Genomic DNA, 20,860 nt, shown 5'->3' with positions numbered 1-20,860 from the left:
AATTAAGCTTCACTCTCAAATGATTTACCGCAAAAAAGTTATATTTACGTTGGGACAGCTTTATATGTATGTTGCCAACCTATAAAATAAATACGAGAAGAATCTTCATAGTTGAAAAAAATAGGAGATGACAATAAATGAAAGCCTGTGAACCTCTGACTATTTCATCTGAAAGCGGATACAATCTTCAAACTGATGAAAGTGTGCCAATTGCCCACGCTTGGAACATGATTGCGCGAGATCATAAGCAAGTGTTTGGCCTTGAGCCATTGCAAACAGAAATAGAGCCCTCGATCATTATCCGTTATGCGCAGGAAGGAGATAGCTGTCCGCATTGGCCAGAGAGCTATTGTCTACGTTTTGTTGCTGGTCGCAAGGGAACGGTACTCCATATTATTGGCCGTGATGAATTAGGAATAATTTATGGACTGCTTCATTACAGCCGTTTCGCTCTGGGGGTGGAGCCGTTCTGGTTCTGGGCGGAGCTTCTCCCACCTAAGCGGGATACCATAGTTTTACCGAGCCAGAATGTTGACAGTATACCGTCCAAGGTTCGATATCGAGGATGGTTTGTCAATGATGAGGTATGTTTGATTGGCTGGAAGGAAGATTATCCACCAACGGAGCAGGTGTGGCAGCCCGTTTTCGAAGCGTTACTGCGCTGCGGTGGAAATATGGTGATTCCGGGGACAGATTTACCACGCACAGGTATCCATAATAAGCTTGCAGCAGATATGGGCTTATGGATCACACATCATCATGCTGAGCCGTTGGGGGCGGAGATGTTTTTGCGCGCCTTTCCGGGTAAACAAGCTAGCTACAGAGAGCATCCCGAGTTGTTTGAACAGCTGTGGCAGGAAGCGATTGAACGGCAAAAGGGAGAGAAAATTGTTTGGGTGTTGTCTTTTCGCGGACAGGGTGACAAGCCTTTTTGGGAAGATGATCCTTCCTTTAATACGCCGGACAAACGCGGACAATTAATCTCGTATGTGGTTCGCAAGCAATACAATATGATCTGTGAATCTGTGGAGCAGCCTGTATGCTGTATGGCAATGTATGGTGAGATTGCCGAGTTATACAAGCAGGGGCATATTGAAGTACCCGAAGAGGTGATCAAAATATGGGCGGATAATGGTTACGGTAAAATGGTATCCCGGCGTCATGGGAATCTTAATTATCGTGTACCAGCATTGCCTGAGACGCAGGATGGGGGCAAGAATGGAGTGTATTACCATGTGACCTTCCACGACTTGCAAGCGTCGAACCATCTTACCCAATTTCCCTCCTCAGCCAGCTTGGTTGTAGACGAATTAACAGCAGCGTTTACTACAGGGGCGGACGAGTACCTGCTGGTCAATTCAGGTAATATTTTGCCGCATGTATATACGCTGGATTTAGTAGCAAATTTATGGACGAATGGTAACGTAGATGCCGCAGAGCAACTTACTGATTTCATCGGACGGCTGTACAGTAGTCAGCTTCAAGAGATTTCCCAATTATACCGGGATTATTCCAGTTGTACTATCGTTTATGGCCCGCATAAGGATGATCGGGCAGGGGAGGAATTCTATCACCATCCGACTCGGCAGATTATGGGGTATTGGCTACAAGGCAAAGAAGGTAGTGATGAACGGCTGTACTGGGCTACTGGAGAAAGGCCTTTTCCTGAACAGGTACGCTGGTTCAAGGAAAAAGCCGAGTCGGCAATTCCGGACTGGGTTGAACTGCGAGAGCGGTGTCTACGAATAATGAAGCAGTTGTCTGAAGATGAATGTCGCAGGCTGTATAATCAACTGCTTGTGCAGATTGAACTGCATCTAAGTGGTTCACGTGGACTGGCAAGCTTATGTAGCGCTTATGGGCTGTTCCTTGAAAAAGATTATCCACGAGCATTTATACAAGCTTCTCATGCTGTTTGGAGCTACCGGATGGGTAAAGAAGCGCTATCGCTCGCAGGAACTGGAAGATGGGAGCATTTCTACCGGGCAGATTGGTTAACCAATCTGGATAACACTATTTCACATGCGGACACTGTGCGGAGATTTCTTCGTCTTCAGGGAGACAGTCCGGATATGTTCCTGTGGTCCAAACAATATTTAATGCCAGAAACAGAGAAATATATCTATCTAGAGAATACGCATCGCAAGCCCCTTTCCGATGATGAGTTGGCACGCTGTCTGGAGAAGGTATTATATTAAAAAGGAAGACATGTAGCATAAGAGTTAACAGCGTCGCCTGCAACATTTCCATCTTATACTACGTCAATGAAGTTGTTAATGGCCAAGCGGCCCAATTCAACTACAAGGTGGAACTTAACATGAGTATGAGAAAAAGTGCATTTGCAGCCATTACAACTGTAGCCATTTTGTCCTTCTCCGTTGGAGGTCAAATGTCTGCGGCAGACCGTCAATTCAAGGATTTGGATAACGTAAGTGGTAAAGAAAAAATTATATCCCTTAAAGATCAGGGTCTGCTCAAAGGTATCTCTGACACGCAGTTTCTCCCGTCATCTAAAGTAACCGCTGCTCAAGGCATTCAGTTGATTTCCGGTGGATTCCAGCTCAGCTTGGCTGCCATTGATTTGAACAAGGAGCCACAGGTCAGCGGACTGTTTACCCATGTTAAGGATACTGCATGGTATGCCGAAGCTTTTATCAACGCGCATTATAATGGTGTGGTTATTCCAAAAGATATTGATCCTGCCAAAGCTCTGACTAAGGAAGAGTTCACCCACATGCTGATTCAAGGCATGGAAAAAGCAGGCGCTCTTCCGATGATTAAAATCGCACCTGCGAATATTGCGGATGACAGCGAACTGGAGCCTTCTTACCAAGGTAGCATTCAACGCTCGCTAGTCTACAAGGTCAATACCTTGGATGCAAATAAAAAGTTTCATCCAAAAAGCGAGATTACACGTGCCGAAGCTGCCGTTATGTTATATAATGCATTGGAATACCTGAATGCTCATACAAAATCGTAATAAATACAGCAATAAAGAGCTTTTCTTCTGAGGGAATTAAGCTTTCAGTTACTTGACATCATTATCGTTAATGTTATAATAAGGAAATCGAATTTAGACCTGCGGTAGCTGATTACCGTAAGGATATTTTCCTGGTCCTTCGGCATATAACACAGGTAACGAATAAATAAGCTGGCTCCGGATGAGGAGTTCAGCTTATTTTTTTGGATCAAAAAGCTTACCGCTTTCACAGATTTACATATTGAGAGGAGACAGGAGTATGTTTGGAAATGACTGGGATGATGTACTGCGAGAAGAGGTCGAAAAGCCATACTTTAATGAATTAAGGTATACGTTAGCCCGAGAGTACAAGTTACATAAGGTATATCCTCCAAAAGAAGACTTGTTTTCCGCACTCAAATTAACGCCATTTCATCTGACCAAAGCGGTTATATTGGGACAGGACCCATATCATGGAGAGGGACAAGCTCACGGTTTAAGTTTTTCTGTTAGACCTGGTGTGCGAACGCCGCCGTCTCTACTAAATATATACAAGGAGCTTCGCGATGATATCGGCACTCCCATTCCGAATCAGGGATACCTCGTTCCTTGGGCTGAGCAAGGTGTGCTGCTGCTGAACAACGTGTTAACCGTGCGTGAAGGACAACCGCAATCTCACCAGGGAATAGGTTGGGAACGTTTCACGGATGCTGTCATTGAAGCGATTAATGAGCGCGAGCAGCCAGCAGTGTTTATTTTGTGGGGGAGCCATGCTCAGAAAAAAGCAAGCTTCGTGAATACCAGCAAGCATTTGGTGCTAAAATCCGTTCATCCGAGTCCTTTGGCGGCTCACAGAGGTTTTTTTGGCAGCAAACCTTTTTCGCGTACCAATGTATTTTTGCAGGAGCATGGAATGGAACCGATTCGGTGGGAGATTCATAGCCGCTAGCACTGGAGGTGAGGACATGCGTCAATGGAAGGGACGTCAGGTCATTTTATATCACGGCAACAATGGTCATACCCAGAAGGTGCGCGGCACGCTTGAAAAATGGGATGAGATACGAAAGTGTGTTATTTTAGGCCCGAAAATGCTGGCTATTCCTTTTGAAAATATTACGCATATTACCATGCTTCCTCCGGGGCGTGAGCGTAGAAGCCGCCATCCGGCGAAGCTGAACGCTACTGGTTATGTAATGAGCGTACCGTTACAGTTTGATAATGCCATTCATTTTCAGTCGGCGGTGACGATTTGGAGAGAGGATCAGCTGATTGCTTATAATGTAAAGCTGGTTAGTCACTCAGCACACGATGTAATTCTTGAAGATGGACAAGCCTTATCTAAGGAAGAGCATTTGTTTGTGGTAAGGTCACTGCGTGGAGAACTTTAACTGTAATAATTCACCTTTTTTTGATGAAGGGTTCAATTTAGTTAACTGCTTACCGATAAAAGATAATGGGATTGTTAATAATACCCTGTTTTATAGAATGAAACAAAGGGAGAGAAACGAATGGAACGTATGAAACGTATGAGCAAACGGAGTACCTTCTTACTTGCGTTGCTGATGTTTGTATTTGCAGCATGGCCAGCAGGTTTGATCCGAGCTGAGGAGAGCAAGACCTCCACGGTAGAGTGGGATAGTCAAAATCCGACTACATTGAATCTGGGTGGAAGCCCCGCTCAATTAAAAGTGTGGTCATTGACAGAAAAGGGCAAGGAAGATGTTACACAAAAGGCAGAATGGATCTCTGGGGATTCAAGCATTTTAAAGGTAGATAAGGGACTCATTACTCCTGTGTCAAAAGGGCAGATTAAGATTGTTGCTACATATGAGCAGCAAACGGTAAGTACAACGATTACAGTAAAATCGCCTTACAGCAAGCTGCAATTAAATCCGACGGGTCCTCTGAATCTGACGATTGGCGGAGAATCGAAGCAATTGACTGCTCAAGGTGTGCTTACTGGAGGTGGGACGGAAAATGTAACCGGTGTCGAATGGACTTCTTCGAATGCGGCTGTTGCTACCGTTGAAGATGGTCTTATTCGTCCACTTGCCAAAGGCGTGACTTACATTAAAGCAAGCAAAGATGAACTCAAAGCACAAACGATTGTGTATGTGCGCTCTTCTTCCCAGGCATTGGTATTGAGTGCAACTGGGTCCAAATCGGTCTTTCTGGGTAGCTCCCCAATTCAGGTCAGTGCAACCGATGTCAACCTGACTGGCGGCAAAACAGATGTGACCAACACGGCAGAATGGTCTTCCTCCAATCCGCTGGTTGCCACAGTCGAGCAAGGTAAAATCACACCGATGGATGCAGGCAATTCGACGATTACAGCGTCCTATCACGGTTTGAGCAAGACTCTGAAGATTAATGTACTTCCGACGGTTGAAAAATTAGTTTCAAGCAAAGCGAGTCTGAATCTCGAAACAGGAGGCAAAACTTCTCTTCCGAGTATATCTGCTTATTTGGTCAATGGGGCTAAAAAAGCAGTTCAATCCGATGTAAAATGGAGCTTAAGCAGTGAAAGTGCAGTTAAAATAGCAAATGGTAAGCTGGTTGCAGTGAACCCAGGTAGTGCAACATTGACAGCAACGGTAGGTGCGCTCAAACTGGATATTCCAGTGACTGTGCAATACAAAGTACTTAAACTAACCGCTTCAGAGAAAAAATACGTATTGGTTGCAGGCCAAGAAGCAAGTATTCCGACAGTAAAAGCACACATGGCTGGTGGCGGAATCCTGGATGTTACCAATCAGGTAAGCTGGGTAGGTACAACAGCCGCAGTTACAGTAGCAAATGGTAAAGTAAAAGCGGTGAGTGGCGGTAACTCTGGAATCAAAGCAATGTATATGAATAAATATGTGAAAGTACCTGTCATTGTGGAGGGAGCTATTTCTACATTGACACCAAGTTTTTCGAATGCTGAGATGAATTTGAAGGGAAGTAAGTCCATCAAAGTCGTCGGCAATTATACAGATGGTAAAAAAGTTACCTTGAGCAGTAAAGTGAAATGGACAACATCGAATGCTTCTGTAGTGGTCGTAAAAGGGTCTTCCATTAAAGCTGTTGGAATTGGAACAGCAACCATTACAGGTACGTACCAAGATAAGTCGTTTAACGTGGAGATTAAGGTTACACCTAAGCTGCTCAAGCTGGTATTGAGCAATAAAAACCTGAAGTTGCCTAAGGGCTCATCTCAAGTCCTTAGCGTGAGTGCTGTTTATGATTCAGGTGCGACTACGAATGTAACCAATTCTGCGGTATGGACATCCTCCAAACCGTCGATCGTACAGGTTACAGCTGGTCAGGTGAAGGCCTTGGATAGTGGAAGCTCCAGTATTAAAGTAGTCTATGGTGGTAAGAAGGTAACGACATCTGCCAAAGTGTTAAAATAGTCTACGTACATTGCCACATCCGGCGTATGCCAACAAATAAACCCCCGGTCCAAAGACCGGGGGTTATTTTCAGCTTATTCTACGCCGTCCTGATAATGATTTTTCCAATGCTTATCGCCTTTGTGTGCGAAGTCTTCAACTGTCTTTTCCAAAGTAGCTACCAGTTGGGCTTTAATCTCAGAAATTGTGTCTCGGAACAGTCTTTCTTCCGTACCATTGATTTTTTCACCATATAGAGCCTGAGCGGCTATAAATTGACGATGTTGCTCCACAAAACTGTCAATCGAATGCAATGCATGCTCCACGTATTGGGAAATGCTATGATGCTCGTTAGGCAGTTGCAATTTTAATTCATGAACTCTGTTTAATAATGCCATGATGATCACCTCGTGCGTTTTGTTATGTCAATAATTATACATCATTTTCGGAAAACTTTCATTAAATTTTGATTAAAATGTGACTTTTATTATGTCATGATTGCATTTTCAATGGTGATCAGGCATAATTTTCGGAAAATTCATTGTTTTCCTTTGTGTTGTGATTTTAAAATTTAAAATATATGATACGAAGATGATGCAAGAGCAAGCTGCGACAGCTGTCTTTCTGACATGTTATAATGGGGAAAAGCCCAGTCGGAAAGGTTGTCAGTATGGTATGAAGCTTTTTAAAGGTTTATTTTGGGGAATTCTGATTAGTCTTCTTCTGTGGTGTGCCTTGTTTGGGCTTGTCCGCTGGATGTCTCATTAAGTCGCTTCCTGTATCTTATACAATAACTCTTGCGACTGTATCCACGTCATTAACGGAAATCGTATATACGTGTTCGTCATCATAGAGCTTGAATTGCTGAGTTTCTTGGTCAGATAGGAGCTTAGGCCAGCCAATTACGGTACTTCCATTCAGTAAACGGATTACAACGGCTTGCATTTGGCTCACGGCCAGTTTGATCTCATCGTTCATTCGTACAACCTCCTCTCTATACTATTTGTCGTCCAATATTCAACCTTTTTTTATAGTTAGTAAGGGGTTACATAAAATAAAATCCGGGGATTACCTTAGTTGAAGGCATCTATTGGAATAGCTTGAAGGGAAGAGAGAAATTGAAGAAAAAGTTGCTAAGTTTTATAGCTTTAGTGCTGCTAGCTGCGGGCGCGTACTGGTTTGAAGGAGGCAATCTTCTTACGAAAATGACAGGAGAGAACCCGCCTTCCTCGGCTCAGGTAACGCTACAATTCCCGTCAGGTCGTTACCCTGAAACGGCGCAGCATATTAAGGAAGCCATTCAGGCGGGAAAATCACCGGTATGCACAATTGACCGTGAAGGAGCCGAGCAAAATCGTAAGCATTCGCTTACAGGTGTTCCCACTCGTAAGGGATACGATCGTGATGAATGGCCGATGGCTATGTGTTCAGAAGGTGGCAAAGGTGCAAATGTCAAATACATAGCTCCTAAGGATAATCGTGGGGCAGGATCATGGGTTAGTCATCAATTAGATGAGTATGAGGATGGAACTCGTGTGAAATTTGTTGTGAAATAGTTGCTGTTTAGTATATTTACTTTTTATTTCCTTTCGCTGTTTCCTGTTTGGCCTTAACCAACGCCAGAAAATCAAAAAAATCACCTAGTGTATTGAAGCCGGCACCTAAAATGGCCAAGTCTTCAGCGGATAGTTGGTTAAACCATTCCATTTGCTTAGCATCAAACATATTATCACCGCCAACCATTGATAATGTAGTGTATGTACTGACGGCAACGAAGGTCAGGGCTCAGGCATACCATTTAAGTATGCCTGTTTCTTGTGCAGAGGATGTGTAGAACTCATGTTTAAATTTAATTTTTATACTAAAATCGTCTCCATCGTTATCGTATTACTTATACCTGTGCTGATCCTGTATGTCTATTCTAATCAGACAACGACAAGTGTATTACGTGAGGAGCTGAATCAATCTAATTACAACCAGCTGACTTTTTTTCAAAACCAGGTAAATACGAATATTGAAATGATTTCTTCCTGGCCGCATCTGCTGATCCATGATCCCGATGTAGCCAGTTTTCAAGCGATTTTTTTGAAGGACAAGGTTCTTAATCTGGATGGAATTAACCTTGTCAAACGGATTCAAACCAAGCTTGGGCTTCAGGAAAGCTCTTCTAATTGGAGAACCGGGCTGAGTATCTATTCTCCTTCACTTGGACGGATTGTGTCGGAGAATGGAGCAGGTTTATATGACCAGAAAAAACTAAATCAGCTGATAAAAGACGGCTGGCAGGTATCCAAAAAAAGATCATACGGGAAAGACCAATTTATATTTTCATTGTATACATTATCCCCGTTTTCTTCACTTGGTAATCCAGAAACCGCTAACACGATTATTAAGGTTGAATTTGACAGCAGTAATATTCAGGATATGCTTGACCGCTTCAAAGGTGATGGTCGAAAGGAGCCTTTTTATTATAAAAAAGGCGTGGGAGTGATCTATAATCGTACTGCAAATGAAGAGCTGTCTGGAAAACTGATTTCTAAATTGGAAAAAATGGGACTCCATGAAGTTGATAATCTGACCGTGAAAATTGGTGAAGAAAGCTACCTGGTTCATGCCGTTCTTTCGCAAACGACTGGTTGGTATTTGATTGATTACATGCCTTTGTCTGATATGATGTCTCCGATTTACTCATCGAATCGACTGTTTTATATAACTGTTGTTGGCTCGCTGCTGGTAGGCTTGATTGGCGCTTACTTGCTTCATTCACAGGTACAAGTGCCGATTCTTCAGCTTGTGCGGGCATTTCGGAGATTAAAGGATGGAGACTATGCTGTTCGATTAAGTCTAAGGGGGAGTCACGAGTTTTCTTTCCTGTCTAGTCAATTCAATCTGATGGTCGAACAGATTCAGGAGCTGTTTGAGAAGGTGTATGTTGAGCAGCTACATGTCAAGGAAGCGCGACTAAAGCAGCTCCAGTCACAAATCAATCCGCATTTTTTTTATAATTGTTTTTCGTTTATCACAAGTATGGCGAAGCTGCGCAATCATGAGGCGGTCGTGGCCATGGCTCATAATTTATCCAGATATTATCGATATACAACAAGACAGGAGCGGGATTTGGTTCCATTGTCAGAGGAAGTCGAGTTTATTCAATATTATTTGAACATACAGCAGATGCGTATGCCAAGGCTAACGTTCTTAATTCATGTTTCTTCACAGGCCAGCAGTATGCTGGTTCCGCCGCTTGTAGTGCAGCCACTGGTGGAAAATGCGGTGCTGCACGGGATAGAGCCTCAAGCGGAGGATGGTGTAATTCATATTTTAACCGAGCGTGTTGGTTCGTATATGCACCTGATTGTGGATGATAACGGACTCGGTTTGAGTAGAGAGGCTATAACTGCCCTGACATCAACGCTTGACAAGCCTGTGGAAGAGGATCATGGATACGGTTTGTGGAATGTGCATCAACGCATGCGATTACATTTTGGGGAAGATGCCGGACTGGAGTTCTCTTTGTCTCCATTGGGAGGATTGCGTGCAGTTTTAAAATGGTCGATCTCAGCAGAAGGAGAGCATGCGAATGGTTTAATTGAGCCTTCGCCAAATTCGAATATAGTTAAAACGGAGGGACCAGATGGTTCAGATATTACTAGTAGACGATGAGCGTTATGTAACAGAAAGTCTGGCAGCTACTATTCCGTGGGAGACGCTAGGCATCGAGAGGGTTCATCAAGCGGCTTCCGCATTAGCAGCGGTGGATGTACTGGAAGCGTACGATATTGATATTCTGGTTACGGATATTCGTATGCCTGGCATGACGGGATTGGAGTTGATTGTTGAGGTAAACGAGCGATGGCCACATATCCGAAGTTTGTTGCTGACAGGCTATGCCGATTTTGAATATGCTAAAAAAGCGCTCCAGCTTAAAGCTTTTGAATACATTTTAAAGCCGGTGGATGATGAAGAGTTTATTAAATGTGTGTCAGCCGCCATGGATTCGCTAAAGGAAGAATGGGAAGCATTTGACAAGGTTCATCAATTACAATATAGCCGCAGGAACGATTTTGGTGTACTGCGGACCCATTTGATGCATGATTTGCTACTCGGGCGTGATTTGCCAGCACCAAAAATAGAGAGCAAAATGTCTGAGTACGAAATCAAACTACGCACGGGACATCCTGCCAGTATGCTGCTTATTCAGCTAGGGAAGCATTTTTCTGATATGGACTATCATTCAGTCTCCTTAATTGAGTATGCGATTGGAAATATTGCCGAAGAAGTATTTGCACCTGATTTTCACGTTTGGCATTGTAAAGCGCCGCATGACTGCTTAATTGTATTAATAGAAGGGAATTGGAATTCATTTCCTGAACGGAATGTGGATGAGCAGAATCGTTTTTTGAGTGCGGCGATTGAGACCTTTCGAAAAAATGTGAGCAATTACTTGAAAGGGGAAATTTACGTTGCATTAACCGGATGGTTTAAGTTTCCAGAGGAGCTGCCTAAGCTATATCAGACAGCGATTAGATCCTTATACTGGAACCATCAGGAGGAGACGGATACACTGCTATTCATAGAAGAACAGACAGAACAGCCACACAGCTCAGTTAAGTCACTAGAGGGGCTTTATATGCACCCTACGCTTACTCATCTGCTAGAGTCCAGGCAATGGGAAGAGGCCGAAGCGAAAGTGAGCCGTGTATTTGGAAAAATGGAAGAGGTAGGGTATACACGCGAGCATTTATATGAGCTTTTTATTTCGGTGACGAGCGCCTTTATGTATACAGCACACAAACAAGGACGTTTCATTACACAGATGGATCAAGTAGGCTTCGATCCGTTACATGCGCAGAAAATGGTTCATTCGTTTCCTCACCTCAAAGAGTGGATATTTTCCATGATGAACAAACTTAAATCTGAATGGTCTGCAAGCGAGCAAAGCGCTAAAAGCTATGTGGTCAAGCAGGTTCAGGAGCTCATCTCCCAGGATAAAGGTCAGGAGCTGTCTGTTAAAACGATTGCCGATCAGGTTTATCTTCATCCGGTCTATCTGTCTAAAATTTATAAAGCTGAAACCGGAGAAGGTCTGGGTGACTATATTATCCGAATGAGAATGGAGCGGGCACTTTATTTGCTCAAATATTCCAACAAAAAGATATACGAAATTACGACGGAACTGGGCTATCAGAATCCCCAATATTTCAGTAAGATGTTCAAAAAGCATTACGGAATGACTCCGCATGAATTTCGGGACCAGTAAAAATAAGATTAAGATCAGTTGGGAAAGGTGCAGAAATATTTATTTTGTGACATAGGCTGCGATGAAAAGCCCTCTTATAATAAAAAGAGTAGAAAATGATTTTTAGAGGGGGAACAATATGCGAGTTCATTCGAAAAAAAAGTTGTTGTCGTTGCTCGCCGCAACTATGGTATTAGGAGTTGGCCTTGTGGGCTGCTCAGGTGCGGGAAATGATGGGAATGCGGACGGCACAGCTAAAACTGAAAACGTATACAAAGAAAAATACAATCCAGAAGTCACAATTTCCACGGTATGGGGTGTAGATCCCGCCTTAAAATTTAAAAATGGTGAATCTATCGAAAATAACATTGCGACAAAATGGGCTAAAGAGAAATTCGGTATTAATATCAAATCACTCTGGTCCGTCACAGATACGAATGGTGCATTTGCTACGAAGCTGCGTTTGGCTATGTCCTCCGGTCAGGAGATGCCGGACGTCGTTGTACTGGGGACGGAAAATGAGCAACTGGCACAGGACATGATCGATTCCGGTATGTTTGCAGAGGCGGGTCCGTTGTTTGACAAGTACGCTTCGGATTCCTGGAAGCAGGCGATGAATCAGGATACGAATGTATGGAATCAGTATAGCCGAGATGGTAAGAAAATGGGTATTCCTGTGCTTGATTTCGCCTATAACCATGATTATGTATTGTGGGTACGACAAGATTGGTTGGATAAGCTGGGTATGAAGGCTCCTGAGACGATAGATGATCTGGAAAAAGTGATGGATGCCTTTAAAAATAAAAATCCGGACGGACTGGCTCCGAATAAAGTGATTCCGCTCAGTATCGGTTTCAAAACATCCATGAACACTTGGATGGGTGACCCGTCCTGGATTTTCGGGGCATATGGCACACTACCTCAGCAGTGGAACAAAGGCACGAATGGCAGTTTGGAATATGGCTCCGTGCAGCCTGGCATGAAGCCGGGTTTGCAAAAGCTGAGCGAGTGGCTCAAAAAGGGATATATCCCTCAGGAAGCAGCATTGTGGGATGAAAATAAAACGGCAGAACCTACAGTCGCAGGAACAGCCGGTATGATTCCTGGGCCATATTGGATGAGCGGCTGGCCGCTTCAGGATACAGTCAAAAATGCGCCGGGTGCCATATGGAAGCCGATTAAGATTCCAGCAGGTCCTGACAACAAAGCCATGCGTCACGGTACGCAATACACCAATGGTGTTGTACTAATCAACAAACAAATGCAGCATCCTGAAGCTTTTTTCACTTATCAAAACTATTTGTTTGACCATTATGCTAATGCCAAACCGGATAGCGATTTGTCGAATGGGCTGTTTAAGGGCTACGATTATGATTTGGATGCGGGCGGAAAGCTAATGTCTATCGATAAAATACCAGGCGGTTATGTAAACTCTATTCGTTATTTGCTGGTTCGTGATGGTGCGCGTATACCTGATGCCCAAATGAAGGCTTTGCTAAGTTTAGCTAACGGCGCAGAACCGAAGACCCGTCTGGAGAAAGATGTAATGGTGAACTACGGGAAAGGTACTCCCGCAGCTGCCAAAGTGCTTATGGAACAGAAGGATATCTCCATGAAAGATCAGTTCACAGGTCCAACTACGCCAACCATGAAGGCTAAAAAGGACTATCTGGATAAGATTGAAAGTCAAACCTTCAATGAAATTATTTATGGCAAGCAGCCGATCTCTGCTTTTGATACCTTTGTACAGACATGGAAAACAGCTGGTGGCGAACAAATTACAAATGAAGTAAACGAATGGTATAAAAGCGTCGAAAAGTAAAATCATGATGTTGTAATAGATTAGAGGGCTGTCCCAAGGTGGACAGCCTTTTTATTACAGATTCACCCGGATGGAATGGAAATGAATGTGCTATTATCGTGTGCATAAAAAAGTTCCATTTGCTCGGGGAGCTTAAAAAAATGATTGCTTTTGTGCCATGTATGTTGGTTTTTTGAACTGTCGGGACTGCGAAAACGCTTTTATAATTGAAGTATACCATGAATGAAAGTTACAGGAGGAACTGCAATGAGAAGTCTGCAACGTACGTGGCCATTTCATATCATGCTGCTGCCAGCCATCATTTTCTTAATTGTATTCAGCTACATTCCGATGGGCGGCATCGTGATGGCCTTTCAAAATTACAAGCCTTGGCTAGGCATAACGGGTTCCGAATGGGTTGGACTGGATAATTTCCGTTTTTTGTTCCAACGAGAGGACAGTCTTCAAGTTGTATGGAACACGCTGATTATTGCTGTGTTAAAGATGTTTTTCAATCTGCTGGTTCCGTTTGTTTTTGCTATACTGCTGAATGAAATTCGCAAGGTCGGACTTCAGCGCTCCATTCAGACATTGGTGTATCTACCACACTTTCTGTCGTGGGTTATCTTGGGTGGAATTTTGATTGACCTGTTGGCTACAGATGGATTTATGAACCGTATTCTCGGTAGTTTCGGGATTCAGCCTATCTTTTTTCTAGGAGATAATAACTGGTTTCGGTTTACTGTCATTGTATCGGATATATGGAAGGAGTTCGGATACAACACCATCGTATTTCTTGCTGCACTGGCGGGTATTAATCCTTCGTTGTATGAGGCTTCTGAAATGGATGGAGCAAGCCGCTGGAGACAGACGCTACACATCACTGTACCTTCGTTAATTCCGATGGTAGTCGTTGTTGGAACGCTTGCACTTGGCAATGTACTGAACGCCGGTTTTGACCAGATTTTCAACCTTTATAATCCGCTGGTTTACCAAAAAGGCGATATTATTGATACATTCGTCTACCGGACAGCGTTAATCAATGGAGAAATGGGCTTTGCCACTGCTATCGGCTTGTTCAAATCCGTTATCAGTATGATTCTCATTCTGATATCTTATCGGCTTGCTTACAAATGGGCAGGTTACCGCATATTCTGATTCCACGAGGCTGAAAGAGGGAGAGTCATGTATCATAAAACAACGCCATACCGCATTTTTAATGTGTTCAATATTTGCTTGCTTGTGATGTTGTCCATCATGTGTATCGTTCCACTGATTCATGTGTTGGCGGTATCGTTTAGTGCTAAATCAGCAGCGGATGCCAATCTAGTTGGATTGTGGCCAGTACAATTTTCATTAGAAGCCTATAAGAAGACGATGAATAACCCGATTTTTCTGCATTCTATTTGGATTTCTGTCTGTCGGACTGTATTGGGAACCGGCTTGACACTGCTGATTACCTTTTTAGCTGCTTATCCACTTTCAAAGGAAACATCTGTGTTCCGTAGCCGAAACGTATATTCATGGTTGTTCGTATTCAGCATGATTTTTAACGGTGGTCTGGTTCCATTCTATATGGTTATTCAAAAGATTCATTTAATGGATAGCTTCTGGGTACTTGTTTTGCCAGGAGCGGTCAATACATTTCTGGTCATCCTTATGTTGAACTTTTTTAGAGGAATTCCCAAAGAGATGGAAGAGGCCGCATTGATCGACGGAGCAGGACATTTTCGGACATTGTTTAGTATCTTTTTACCAATATCCATGCCTTCCATTGCGACGATTGCACTGTTTAGTATGGTATTTCATTGGAACTCCTGGTTTGACGGTCTACTCTATTTGAGCAATGCAAAGGACTATCCGCTCGCGACGTTCCTGCAAACTGTAATTATTCAGAAGGACATGAGTTCCATGAGCATGAGTCCCAAGGAGATGGAATTACTTTCTCAAACGACGGTTAATGCTGCGCAAATTTTCATTGGTGCAGCGCCTATTCTCATTGTATATCCATTTTTACAAAAGTATTTTGTTAAAGGTATGACGTTAGGTTCCGTCAAAGAGTAATAGAAATAATAAGGAGATGATTTACAGTGACGTATCAAAACATAACCAAGTACCCCCCGATTAGTGAGCGAATCCCACGTATGCTGCATGGAGCGGACTATAATCCGGAGCAATGGCAGCATTACCCTGAGGTGTTAGCGGAGGATATCCGTCTAATGAAACTAGCCAAATGTAACGTGATGTCTGTCGGCATTTTCTCATGGGTATCATTGGAGCCTGAGGAAGGTGTATTTACGTTTGAGTGGCTGGATCGTATTCTGGATTCGTTTGCTGAGAACGGAATCTATGCATTTTTGGCCACTCCTAGTGGAGCAAGACCAGCCTGGATGTCACAAAAATATCCTGAGGTGCTGCGTGTGGAGGCTAACCGTGTCCGTAACCTGCATGGGTTTCGCCATAATCACTGTGCTACATCACCTGTTTACCGGGAAAAAGTACGTATTATGAATACGAAGCTAGCCGAGCGTTATGCTAACCATCCAGCTGTTATTGGCTGGCATATTTCCAATGAATTTGGTGGAGATTGCCACTGTGATTATTGTCAGGAGGCATTTCGCGCTTGGGTTGAGGATAAATACGGTACGCTGGATAAGCTTAATCACGCATGGTGGACTACCTTTTGGAGTCATACGATTACAGATTGGAGCCAAGTTGAGTCACCGGCACCTCACGGTGAAACACAGGTCCATGCCATGAATTTGGACTGGAGACGATTTGTGACCGATCAGACTGCAGATTTTATCAAACATGAGATTGTGCCGCTCAAGGCCGCAAATCCAGAAATTCCGGTCACAACCAATTTAATGGAGTTTTTTGAAGGATTGAATTACTGGAAGTTTGCTGATCTGCTCGATGTTATATCCTGGGATAGTTACCCAACGTGGCATGACCGTGAGGGAGATGATAGCCTTCAGGCTGCTAAAGTGGCCATGATGCACGATATTATTCGTTCAATCAAGGGAGGTAAGCCTTGGATGCTCATGGAGAGTACACCAAGTTTGACGAACTGGCAAGACGTTAGCAAGCTGAAGCGGCCGGGAATGCATCTGCTCTCGTCTTTACAGGCTGTGGCACACGGGTCAGATACCGTTCAATATTTTCAGTGGCGGAAAAGCCGCGGTTCAAGTGAAAAGCTGCATGGTGCAGTCGTCGATCATGTCGGACACGAGCATACTCGGGTATTCGGGGATGTGACAGATGTCGGTCTTGCGCTGGAAAAACTGGAAGAGGTTATCGGTACATCCGTACCGGCGGAGGCCGCAGTCATTTTTGACTGGGAGAACCGTTGGGGAATCAACGATTCACAGGGACCGCGGAACAAAGGTGTGAAATATGAGGAGACAGCTGAAGCGCATTATTTGGCACTGTGGGAGCAGGGAGTGCCCGTAGATGTCATTCATATGGATGCAGATTTCTCCAAATATAAACTTTTGGTAGCTCCGATGTTGTATATGGTCCGCAGCGGTGTGGGGGAGCGTATACAGAAGTTTGTTGAAAACGGCGGCGTTTTCGTAGCAACCTATTGGTCTGGTATCGTAGATGAACATGATTTGTGCTTCCTAGGGGGCTTTCCGGGGCCGCTTCGTAAGACGCTGGGGATCTGGTCGGAAGAGATTGACGGATTGCATGATCATGACCGTAATCACATTTTGCCGGTTCAAGGCAATGAATTGGATCTGCAAGGGGAGTATGAAGCTGTAGAATTGTGTGATCTCATTCATACGGAGGGTGCAGAAGTACTGGCTGTGTACGGCTCAGACTTTTATGCAGGGCGCCCGGCTTTGACGGTGAACCGTTTGGGAGAGGGAAAGGCTTATTACATTGCATCACGCAACACCGGACTGTTCCACAGTCATTTTTACAGAAGTTTAATTGAGGATGCAGGAATCAGTAAAGCGCTCAATGTGAAGTTGCCTCATGGAGTGAATACAGCGATTCGTACCGATGGGGTTCATGATTATATTTTTATACTGAATTTCACGCATGAGCCGCAAGAGATTACGTTGGATGGACGAACTTATGCGGATATGCTTGAAAATTATACGATAGAAGACGGTAGCGTTCAATTGGATGCCTACGCTGTTAAGGTTTTAAAGACAGAGCGCAATAAATAGAACAGGGTATCAGAATGTGATTTCCGTCTTTTTCCCGAGTGAGGGAGCTGGTAGATTGGTCAGAGGCAATGAGAAGTATACAATTTGGATGGGAGATGACTTATGAAAACAGGTAACCGCACGATGGTATTTGCGATGTTGATCTTGTTATCCAGCTTATTGTATCCGTTGGGCTCTGGAGGGTTGGGTGCGGCTTCGGCCGCCTCTGCTTTCGCCAAAGGAGCAGATATAAGCTGGGTAGCAGGAATGGAAGCGCAAGGGATGACTTGGAAGGATAAAAGGGGTGTTCGTCGAGATATACTGCAAATTTTGCATGATGACTATCAGATCAACTCGGTACGTATCCGTGTGTGGGTAAACCCTGACATGAAAGATTATGCAAGCGGATACATGAATGCCGAAAAGGCAGCAGAACTGGCGCAGCGAGCTAAAAAGTTAGGTATGAGCGTTATGCTGACTCTGCATTATAGTGATTCTTGGGCAGATCCAGGGCAACAGAACAAACCTTATGCATGGCGCAATTTCACATTTACACAACTTATGGATGCAGTCTGGTCCCATACGGTCTATGTTATGAACACGATGAAAAGCAAGGGGGTAACACCGGACTGGGTGCAGATCGGTAATGAGACGAACAATGGAATGCTCTGGGAAGATGGCAAAGCTTCGGTGAACATGAAAAACTATGCCTGGCTCGTTAATACAGGTAATAATGCTGTAAAATCGGTAAGCAGTAGTACTAAAACGATCGTACATTTAGCCAATGGAGATAATGATTCCGTGTTGAACTGGAATATCGACGGGCTGATTGATAATGGAGCTCAGTTTGATCTCATCGGGCTGTCTCTGTATCCGTCTCCTTCGGACTGGCAGGGCAAGGTGGATCAGACGATTACCAATGCCAATAACCTCATTGCAAAATACGGCAAAGGCATTGTCATTAGTGAAATCGGGATGGAATATAATGAGCCTGCAGCTTCCAAGGCATTTATATCTGCAATCAAAACGAAGGTTCGGAACATCGGAGGCGGCAAAGGCATAGGGGTATTTTATTGGGAGCCGGCTGCAACTCCAGGTTACAATCAGGGTTATAACAAAGGTGCTTGGCAGGCTAACGGTAGGCCAACCTCAGCTTTAGAAGGATTTATAAATTAAGAAGTACGTAAGAGTATATCAAAGAACCTCTAATGCGCATTATATGCAGATTAGAGGTTCTTTATTGTTATCTATGACTATTTAGAGGTTATAAAATTAGGCTTCTCGGTTCACCTTGAAGAAAGAAATAAGCTCTTCCAGCTCGCCAGACATCAATGTAAGCTTGTCAGAAGCTTTGACAATAGAAGCCATAGACTCAGCTTGTTCTCCAATGGTTTGTTCAATTTGTTTGCTGCTGTCCACTGTTTTGCTAACGGTGGAAGACAGCTCGTCAGAGGTAGCTGACATTTCCTGCGTGCTGGCCGAGATCTGCTCCGTTGCACTGGATACCTCCTGGATTTGTGACGACACTTTATTAGACGCATCTAAAATTTCAGAGAACATTTCGCCTGTCTGCTTTGTAACTTCCAGCCCGACGTGAATTTCTTTTGTACCAAGGCTGATGCCTTTTACAGTTTGCTCAATTTCTTTTTGGATTTCTTCAATAAGCTCTGCGATTTGTTTGGCAGACTCTTGAGACTGCTCAGCCAAATTACGCACTTCTCCCGCTACTACTGCAAAACCTTTGCCTTCTTCACCGACTCTGGCAGCTTCAATAGAAGCGTTCAGTGCAAGCAGATTCGTTTGACTGGCAATGCCTGTAATGATGCTGACGATATTGCTGATTTCGTTAGAACGGTTCTGCAGCGCATTAACGGAATCAGCTGTACTTTCCATTGTAGTGGAGATGGAGTCCATTTGAGCGGAAAGCTTTTGGGCTACCTGATTGCCTTCAACGGAGCGTTTTTCCATAGAATAAGCTTGATCGGCTACGGAAGAAGAGCTTTCGGCAATTGTTTGGATAACTGTCGACATTTCATTCATAGATCTGGAGCTTTCAAGTGCTGCGTGATCCTGAGCTTCAAGCCCCTGGGTTATATCCTGAATATTGCTGTTAATGACGTTCGTATTCGTACTGTTTTTCTCGCTAATGCTTAATAATTCCTGGGCAGATCCCGTAACTTCTTGCGTCGTATCCTGTACTTTCACCATTGTATCGTTAAGGCGCTTGATCATAGAATTAAATTTTTGATTGATAATGCCAAGGTCGTCCTCGCCTGTCTTGATTTTTACATTCAGATTTCCCTCGCTGACTTCTTCAATGCCCTTCATCAGGCTACGAATCGGGGAGAGGGTGCGTTTTACCAATAAATATTGGATCGTTAAGAAGATCGCAAGGAACAGAATGAGCAATGAAATACCGTATACAAGCAATTTATGAAGTCCGGTAGGTACAGAGCTCGCGTCTACGTCAAAGTATATCGCACTTGTGATTTTACCGCTTTCATCTGTAATGGGGTAAACAATGGTAGTCCATGTACCAAAATCGTCAGTATAAAAACTGCTAAACGCTGAGTCTTTAGATTGAAGCATTTTATTTACACCTTGTACATTTTCGTCTGGAAGAGTGTACATATCCCCAATATTCATCTTCGAGTCTTGGAAAGCTTGGACTAAATTTGTGGGAACGCCAATAATGGAAGTTTGATTTCCTTCTTTTAGTTCTGTGCCGAATATGTAAGCTTGGGCAACGTTAGGATAAAGTGTGTGAATAGAATCGAGAAATTTGCGTAAATCTTGTTGCACAGAGCCGTTATAATCTTTTTCATTCAATGCTTGTTGTACTTTTGTTTTATCAACATCTTCTGCCCATTTTTTAGTCAATACCTTAACTTGCTCTTGCAGCTGCGTGGTGAGAATGTTCTTTTGAAGTATATAGCTGGATGTGATGAGAATAGCTCCTATTAATACGATGTTAAGAAAAGAGATTAATAGATTTTTACCAAAAAAGGACATAGTTCTCCACTTCAAGTTTTTCACGTTTTCTTCTCCTTTGAATTAGCGATTTAGTTTCGTATACAACCTATCCCATATATATTTCGACAATTTGCTTTCTAATTGTTAGGTATTTATTAAAAGGGAGAGTAGAAGGTTATACAAAAAGAACGGCGGCCCCCGAGTGAATGAAACGATGGGGCCGCCGCTTGTCGGCAAAACTGGATTTATGTTGTTTTTCCAACTCAATTCTTACTAAATCACTTTATTGTTCAGACAATATTTAAAAAATAAGATAAATGAGGACAAACGGGTTTGCTTTACACCGGATTGCATTGA

Annotated in this window: 17 protein-coding genes; 13 read left to right on the top strand and 4 right to left on the bottom strand. The window is 43.5% G+C overall.

Translation table 11 applies throughout. The features are described 5' to 3' along the window. Positions 1-137: 137 nt before the first annotated feature. The 5 genes from NSQ68_RS16120 to NSQ68_RS16100 all read left to right on the top strand — a co-directional run bounded on the left by NSQ68_RS16120 (position 138) and on the right by NSQ68_RS16100 (position 6,354). Positions 138-2,198, top strand: coding sequence for a glycosyl hydrolase 115 family protein (locus tag NSQ68_RS16120; protein WP_342426513.1), 2,061 nt, complete (start codon positions 138-140; stop codon positions 2,196-2,198). 119 nt (positions 2,199-2,317) lie between these two features. Further along, complete coding sequence (locus NSQ68_RS16115) at positions 2,318-2,980, top strand: S-layer homology domain-containing protein (protein ID WP_342426512.1); 663 nt, start codon at positions 2,318-2,320, stop codon at positions 2,978-2,980. A gap of 259 nt (positions 2,981-3,239) precedes the next feature. Continuing rightward, on the top strand, positions 3,240-3,908 hold the full coding sequence (locus NSQ68_RS16110) for a uracil-DNA glycosylase (RefSeq protein WP_342426511.1): 669 nt from the start codon (positions 3,240-3,242) through the stop codon (positions 3,906-3,908). A gap of 16 nt (positions 3,909-3,924) precedes the next feature. Next, positions 3,925-4,347, top strand: a complete 423-nt coding sequence (locus NSQ68_RS16105; protein ID WP_307346689.1) for a hypothetical protein — start codon at positions 3,925-3,927, stop codon at positions 4,345-4,347. Between the two features lie 120 nt (positions 4,348-4,467). Next, a complete protein-coding gene (locus NSQ68_RS16100; protein WP_342426510.1) occupies positions 4,468-6,354 on the top strand; it encodes a tenascin in 1,887 nt (628 codons plus the stop codon). Positions 6,355-6,428: 74 nt separating this feature from the next. Here the strand turns inward: NSQ68_RS16100 and NSQ68_RS16095 are convergent, their stop codons facing one another. Both NSQ68_RS16095 and NSQ68_RS16090 read right to left on the bottom strand, forming a co-directional pair. Continuing rightward, complete coding sequence (locus tag NSQ68_RS16095) at positions 6,429-6,731, bottom strand: hypothetical protein (RefSeq protein ID WP_013310964.1); 303 nt, start codon at positions 6,729-6,731, stop codon at positions 6,429-6,431. Between the two features lie 385 nt (positions 6,732-7,116). Next, positions 7,117-7,311 (bottom strand): hypothetical protein, encoded by a 195-nt coding sequence (locus NSQ68_RS16090; RefSeq protein ID WP_013310963.1) that lies wholly within the window; start codon positions 7,309-7,311, stop codon positions 7,117-7,119. 140 nt (positions 7,312-7,451) lie between these two features. Between NSQ68_RS16090 and NSQ68_RS16085 the strand changes: the two genes are divergently transcribed. Then, the gene (locus NSQ68_RS16085) at positions 7,452-7,889 is read left to right on the top strand and encodes a NucA/NucB deoxyribonuclease domain-containing protein (RefSeq protein ID WP_307346680.1); all 438 of its coding nucleotides are present in this window, start codon (positions 7,452-7,454) and stop codon (positions 7,887-7,889) included. Positions 7,890-7,905: 16 nt separating this feature from the next. Here NSQ68_RS16085 and NSQ68_RS16080 read toward each other — a convergent pair whose 3' ends face one another. Continuing rightward, positions 7,906-8,058 (bottom strand): hypothetical protein, encoded by a 153-nt coding sequence (locus NSQ68_RS16080; protein WP_165150326.1) that lies wholly within the window; start codon positions 8,056-8,058, stop codon positions 7,906-7,908. A 114-nt stretch (positions 8,059-8,172) separates the two neighbouring features. Here NSQ68_RS16080 and NSQ68_RS16075 point away from each other — a divergent pair, with 114 nt between their 5' ends. From NSQ68_RS16075 to NSQ68_RS16045, 7 genes are all read left to right on the top strand, one after another. Further along, positions 8,173-9,996: a sensor histidine kinase gene (locus NSQ68_RS16075; RefSeq protein WP_342426509.1), complete on the top strand. Its 1,824-nt coding sequence runs from the start codon at positions 8,173-8,175 to the stop codon at positions 9,994-9,996. After that, entirely contained in the window at positions 9,968-11,593 is a 1,626-nt protein-coding gene (locus NSQ68_RS16070; RefSeq protein ID WP_342426508.1) for a response regulator, read from the top strand. The genes NSQ68_RS16075 and NSQ68_RS16070 overlap by 29 nt, the downstream gene beginning before the upstream one ends. A 118-nt stretch (positions 11,594-11,711) precedes the next feature. After that, positions 11,712-13,394, top strand: a complete 1,683-nt coding sequence (locus tag NSQ68_RS16065) for a sugar ABC transporter (RefSeq protein ID WP_342426507.1) — start codon at positions 11,712-11,714, stop codon at positions 13,392-13,394. Between the two features lie 246 nt (positions 13,395-13,640). Beyond that, positions 13,641-14,531, top strand: coding sequence for an ABC transporter permease subunit (locus NSQ68_RS16060; protein WP_307346669.1), 891 nt, complete (start codon positions 13,641-13,643; stop codon positions 14,529-14,531). 27 nt (positions 14,532-14,558) lie between these two features. Then, entirely contained in the window at positions 14,559-15,437 is an 879-nt protein-coding gene (locus NSQ68_RS16055; protein WP_029517680.1) for a carbohydrate ABC transporter permease, read from the top strand. Between the two features lie 26 nt (positions 15,438-15,463). Continuing rightward, positions 15,464-17,551 carry a beta-galactosidase gene (locus tag NSQ68_RS16050; protein ID WP_342426506.1) on the top strand — a complete coding sequence of 696 codons (2,088 nt, stop codon included), beginning with the start codon at positions 15,464-15,466 and terminating at the stop codon, positions 17,549-17,551. A 102-nt stretch (positions 17,552-17,653) separates the two neighbouring features. Then, positions 17,654-18,706 carry a glycosyl hydrolase 53 family protein gene (locus NSQ68_RS16045; RefSeq protein ID WP_307346662.1) on the top strand — a complete coding sequence of 351 codons (1,053 nt, stop codon included), beginning with the start codon at positions 17,654-17,656 and terminating at the stop codon, positions 18,704-18,706. Between the two features lie 96 nt (positions 18,707-18,802). Here NSQ68_RS16045 and NSQ68_RS16040 read toward each other — a convergent pair whose 3' ends face one another. After that, positions 18,803-20,566 (bottom strand): HAMP domain-containing methyl-accepting chemotaxis protein, encoded by a 1,764-nt coding sequence (locus NSQ68_RS16040; RefSeq protein ID WP_342426505.1) that lies wholly within the window; start codon positions 20,564-20,566, stop codon positions 18,803-18,805. Between the last annotated feature and the right edge of the window lie 294 nt (positions 20,567-20,860).

Source organism: Paenibacillus sp. FSL L8-0158 (assembly GCF_038592965.1).
In the GTDB taxonomy this organism is placed as follows: Bacteria; Bacillota; Bacilli; order Paenibacillales; family Paenibacillaceae; genus Paenibacillus; species Paenibacillus polymyxa_D.
This window is presented reverse-complemented; position numbering and strand designations above follow the sequence as displayed.